At 44.1% G+C, this 5000-nt stretch carries 2 protein-coding genes and 2 rRNA genes (2 of these 4 only partly in view); all 4 read right to left on the bottom strand.

Annotation, left to right across the window (positions count from 1 at the left end; all coding sequences use genetic code 11):
- Nucleotides 1-697, bottom strand: partial view of a DsbA family oxidoreductase gene (locus tag KPL75_RS15645; RefSeq protein ID WP_219916907.1) — the 5' portion only. 35 nt of this gene lie to the left of the window's left edge; 697 of the gene's 732 nt are visible here — the first part of the coding sequence; the start codon lies at nt 695-697; its stop codon lies beyond the left edge, outside the window.
- Nucleotides 698-882: 185 nt separating this feature from the next.
- Nucleotides 883-1842, bottom strand: coding sequence for an alpha/beta hydrolase (locus KPL75_RS15640; protein ID WP_219916906.1), 960 nt, complete (start codon nt 1840-1842; stop codon nt 883-885).
- A gap of 290 nt (nt 1843-2132) precedes the next feature.
- Nucleotides 2133-2248, bottom strand: a 5S ribosomal RNA gene (gene rrf / locus KPL75_RS15635).
- A 50-nt stretch (nt 2249-2298) separates the two neighbouring features.
- Nucleotides 2299-5000, bottom strand: a 23S ribosomal RNA gene (locus KPL75_RS15630); it runs 220 nt beyond the window's last position.

The raw sequence follows: 5000 nt of genomic DNA, 5'->3' as shown, positions 1-5000 counted from the left end.
CAGTACAAGACATATCGCTTCCTTCTTCTGATGAAAACTCTTGTAACTTAGGTGCGGGATTCTCTTCTTCCCACACTTGCTGAAGTGCACCAACAAAAGTTCCAAGTGGTTGTGCACCTGAAATAGCATACTTTTGATTAATAATAAAATAAGGTACTCCCGAAATTTGATATTGCTGAGCAATCGCTTCATCCACTCTAACATCATTTGCATATGCACTTTTATTATTAATAACATTTAAAACCTCTTGCTTATCTAGACCTGAAGCTTCAGCGATAGTAACGAGCGTATCCACATCACTTAAATTTTCCGATTCAGTAAAATATGCAAAAAGCAGATTTTCCGTAATCTCTTTTTCTTTTCCTTGATCCTTTGCAAACTTCGCCAGACGATGCGCATCAAAAGTGTTTGTCGGCTTCATCTCTTCAAAATTAAAATCCAAACCCATACTAGCTGCATGATTTCCTAATTGTATATTATTATGCTTAGCTTCTTCAATACTAATCCCATACTTTGATGCAAGTACTTCATTAATACTTGTTCCAGAATAGATTGGAGCATTTTGGTCTAATTCAAAACTTTTAAACTCAACTTCAACATCCTTCTTATGTGGAAATTGCTCTAAAGCCATTTCTAATCTACGTTTCCCAATATAGCAGAATGGGCATACAAAATCTGACCATACTTCAATTTTCATAGAAACACCTCATTAACATGTAGTTTTCAATCATTGTAGCACTGGTACTAAAGAATTCAAAAATTTATGCTTCAAGCCTTATATACTACAACCTAAAATGAATTTACGAATAGAAAAAAACGATAATCAAAAGTATAAAAACACTACCTTCTGATTATCGTATATACAACTCTAAAACAATCTAATTATGCTGGAATATATCTCCCCACGAACTTCCATACGGTATTCCAATATTTATTCGAATCTACCTTTTCAGCTTCTCCATGTCCAGCACCTGGAACAATTAATTTCTCTTTTTCTACTTTTGCAGTATTATATACTTCATCTAACATTTCATAAGGAACGAATGTATCAGCATCCCCGTGAATAAATAGCATAGGCGTTTTACTTTTCGCCACTTGTTTTATAGCCGAAGCTTCTTCTAAATCATATCCAGCTCTTAATTTTGTCACTGTATTTGCTGCATTCATAACAGGAAACTTCGGCAAGTGGAATAAGTCTTTTAGTTGATAAGTAAATTCATCAATAACAGTTGAGTATCCACAATCTTCGATAATAACTTTAACGTTAGCGGGTAAATCTTCACCTGAAGTCATCATTACAGTTGCCGCGCCCATTGAAACACCAAAGAGTGCTATTTCAGCATTCGGATCTTTCTTTACAATTTGTTGAATCCAAATCAAAATATCTTTACGATCATGCCAACCCATGCCGATATAATCGCCTTCACTATTTCCATGCCCACGAAGATCTGGCGCTATGACGTTATAACCTTGTTCATAAAAATTCCGGATATATTTCGTCATTGCTGATGCCCTGCCATCATATCCATGAACTACAAGTGCCCATTTATGACTAGATTGCTCATTCATATATTCATAACCTGTTAAATTTAGCTTATCAAAAGAGCGTATAGTTAATGTATTAGGTTTATATTTTGATACAAAGTTCGCATTCTTGTCTTCATTCGTAGCCAATGCACCTCCCGATGCATTCACCGTTTCCGTTAAGTGCGGATTATCCTCTAAAAAATCTTTTTCTTGTTTCGCATTCAACGCATAATTATAGAAATAATTCCCGACTAACATATATGCAATCGCTAGAAGGACTAAAACTACTATAGTAATTACACCTATCTTTTTCATATTATCTCCTTTTTCAAAATTAAATCTTCTTATATTAAAGTACTTCAAAAATAACTGTACTATTTTAACACACCAATGAATCGTATCTATAAGAAATAAAATAAAAAATCTTAAATTACATATCAAAAATCACGGGAGAAATTGAATAAAAAATCATATGGCTATGCAACCACAAATCTTAAAAGAATGGGGAATACTTAAAATCTAAAGTGGTATTTGGGGTTAGTAAGAAGTTATTTCTAACGAAATATACACAAAAAAGACGAGTCATTCTGACTCGTCTTACAGTTGCTTGGCGACGTCCTACTCTCACAGGGACAAGGTCCCAACTACCATCGGCGCTAGAGAGCTTAACTTCCGTGTTCGGTATGGGAACGGGTGTGACCTCTCTGCCATCATCACCAAACTGATGAAGGTATATTCCTTCAAAACTAGATAACATTTGCTTCATATTATATGGTTAAGTCCTCGATCTATTAGTATTCGTCAGCTCCACATGTCACCATGCTTCCACCTCGAACCTATCAACCTGATCATCTTTCAGGGATCTTACTAGCTTACGCTATGGGAAATCTCATCTTGAGGGGGGCTTCATGCTTAGATGCTTTCAGCACTTATCCCTTCCGCACATAGCTACCCAGCTATGCCCTTGGCAGAACAACTGGTACACCAGCGGTGCGTCCATCCCGGTCCTCTCGTACTAAGGACAGCTCCTCTCAAATTTCCTACGCCCACGACGGATAGGGACCGAACTGTCTCACGACGTTCTGAACCCAGCTCGCGTACCGCTTTAATGGGCGAACAGCCCAACCCTTGGGACCGACTACAGCCCCAGGATGCGATGAGCCGACATCGAGGTGCCAAACCTCCCCGTCGATGTGGACTCTTGGGGGAGATAAGCCTGTTATCCCCGGGGTAGCTTTTATCCGTTGAGCGATGGCCCTTCCATGCGGAACCACCGGATCACTAAGCCCGACTTTCGTCCCTGCTCGACTTGTAGGTCTCGCAGTCAAGCTCCCTTATGCCTTTGCACTCTACGAATGATTTCCAACCATTCTGAGGGAACCTTTGGGCGCCTCCGTTACACTTTAGGAGGCGACCGCCCCAGTCAAACTGCCCACCTGACACTGTCTCCCGGGTCGATAAGACCCGTAGGTTAGAATTTCAATACAGTCAGGGCGGTATCCCACCAGCGCCTCCACCGAAGCTAGCGCTCCGGTTTCAATGGCTCCCGCCTATCCTGTACAAACTGTACCAAAATTCAATATCAGGCTACAGTAAAGCTCCACGGGGTCTTTCCGTCCTGTCGCGGGTAACCTGCATCTTCACAGGTACTATAATTTCACCGAGTCTCTGGTTGAGACAGTGCCCAAATCGTTACACCTTTCGTGCGGGTCGGAACTTACCCGACAAGGAATTTCGCTACCTTAGGACCGTTATAGTTACGGCCGCCGTTTACTGGGGCTTCAGTTCAGAGCTTCGCTTACGCTAACCCCTCTCCTTAACCTTCCAGCACCGGGCAGGTGTCAGCCCCTATACTTCGCCTTACGGCTTCGCAGAGACCTGTGTTTTTGCTAAACAGTCGCTTGGGCCTATTCACTGCGGCTTTCCGTTAAGAAAGCACCCCTTCTCCCGAAGTTACGGGGTCATTTTGCCGAGTTCCTTAACCAGAGTTCTCTCGCACACCTTAGGATTCTCTCCTCGCCTACCTGTGTCGGTTTGCGGTACAGGCACCTTTTATCTCGCTAGAAGCTTTTCTTGGCAGCGGGGAATCAAAGACTTCGCTCCATAAGGAGCTTCCCCATCACAGCTCAGCCTTCACGATAAGCGGATTTGCCTACTTATCAGCCTAACTGCTTGGACGTGCACAACCAATCGCACGCTTCTTCTATCCTTCTGCGTCCCTCCATTGCTCAAACGATAAAGAGGTGGTACAGGAATATCAACCTGTTGTCCATCGCCTACGCCTGTCGGCCTCGGCTTAGGTCCTGACTAACCCTGAGCGGACGAGCCTTCCTCAGGAAACCTTAGGCATTCGGTGGACGGGATTCTCACCCGTCTTTCGCTACTCATACCGGCATTCTCACTTCTAAGCGCTCCACCAGTCCTTCCGGTCTGACTTCACTGCACTTAGAACGCTCCCCTACCACTGATACCATTGGTATCAATTCGCAGCTTCGGTGGTGTATTTAGCCCCGGTACATTTTCGGCGCAGAGTCACTCGACTAGTGAGCTATTACGCACTCTTTAAATGGTGGCTGCTTCTGAGCCAACATCCTAGTTGTCTAAGCAACTCCACATCCTTTTCCACTTAATACACACTTTGGGACCTTAGCTGGCGATCTGGGCTGTTTCCCTCTTGACTACGGATCTTATCACTCGCAGTCTGACTCCTAAGGATAAGTCATTGGCATTCGGAGTTTGACTGAATTCGGTAATCCGATGAGGACCCCTAGTTCAATCAGTGCTCTACCTCCAAGACTCTTACACTTAAGGCTAGCCCTAAAGCTATTTCGGGGAGAACCAGCTATCTCCAGGTTCGATTGGAATTTCTCCGCTACCCACACCTCATCCCCGCACTTTTCAACGTGCGTGGGTTCGGGCCTCCATTCAGTGTTACCTGAACTTCACCCTGGACATGGGTAGATCACCTGGTTTCGGGTCTACGACCACGTACTAAACGCCCTATTCAGACTCGCTTTCGCTGCGGCTCCGCCTCTTCAGCTTAACCTCGCACGGAATCGTAACTCGCCGGTTCATTCTACAAAAGGCACGCCATCACCCATTAACGGGCTCTGACTATTTGTAGGCACACGGTTTCAGGATCTCTTTCACTCCCCTTCCGGGGTGCTTTTCACCTTTCCCTCACGGTACTGGTTCACTATCGATCACTAGGGAGTATTTAGCCTTGGGAGATGGTCCTCCCAGATTCCGACGGAATTTCACGTGTTCCGCCGTACTCAGGATACATTCAAGAGAGAACGAAGTTTCGACTACGGGGTTGTTACCCTCTGTGACGGACCTTTCCAGGTCGCTTCGTCTACCTCGTTCCTTTGTAACTCCGTATAGAATGTCCTACAACCCCAAGAGGCAAGCCTCTTGGTTTGGGCTAGATTCCGTTTCGCTCGCCGCTACTCAGGAAATCGCATTTGCTTTCT

The organism is Bacillus sp. NP247, assembly GCF_018966865.1.
GTDB lineage: Bacteria > Bacillota > Bacilli > Bacillales > Bacillaceae_G > Bacillus_A.
The sequence above is the reverse complement of the archived record's forward strand: the minus strand, read 5'-3'. Positions and strand labels throughout refer to the sequence as shown.

What these genes read in the sequence shown, in the direction of transcription:
- KPL75_RS15640 (WP_219916906.1), bottom strand. Translation starts at nt 1,842, where the DNA reads ATGAAAAAGATAGGTGTAATTACTATAGTAGTTTTAGTCCTTCTAGCG.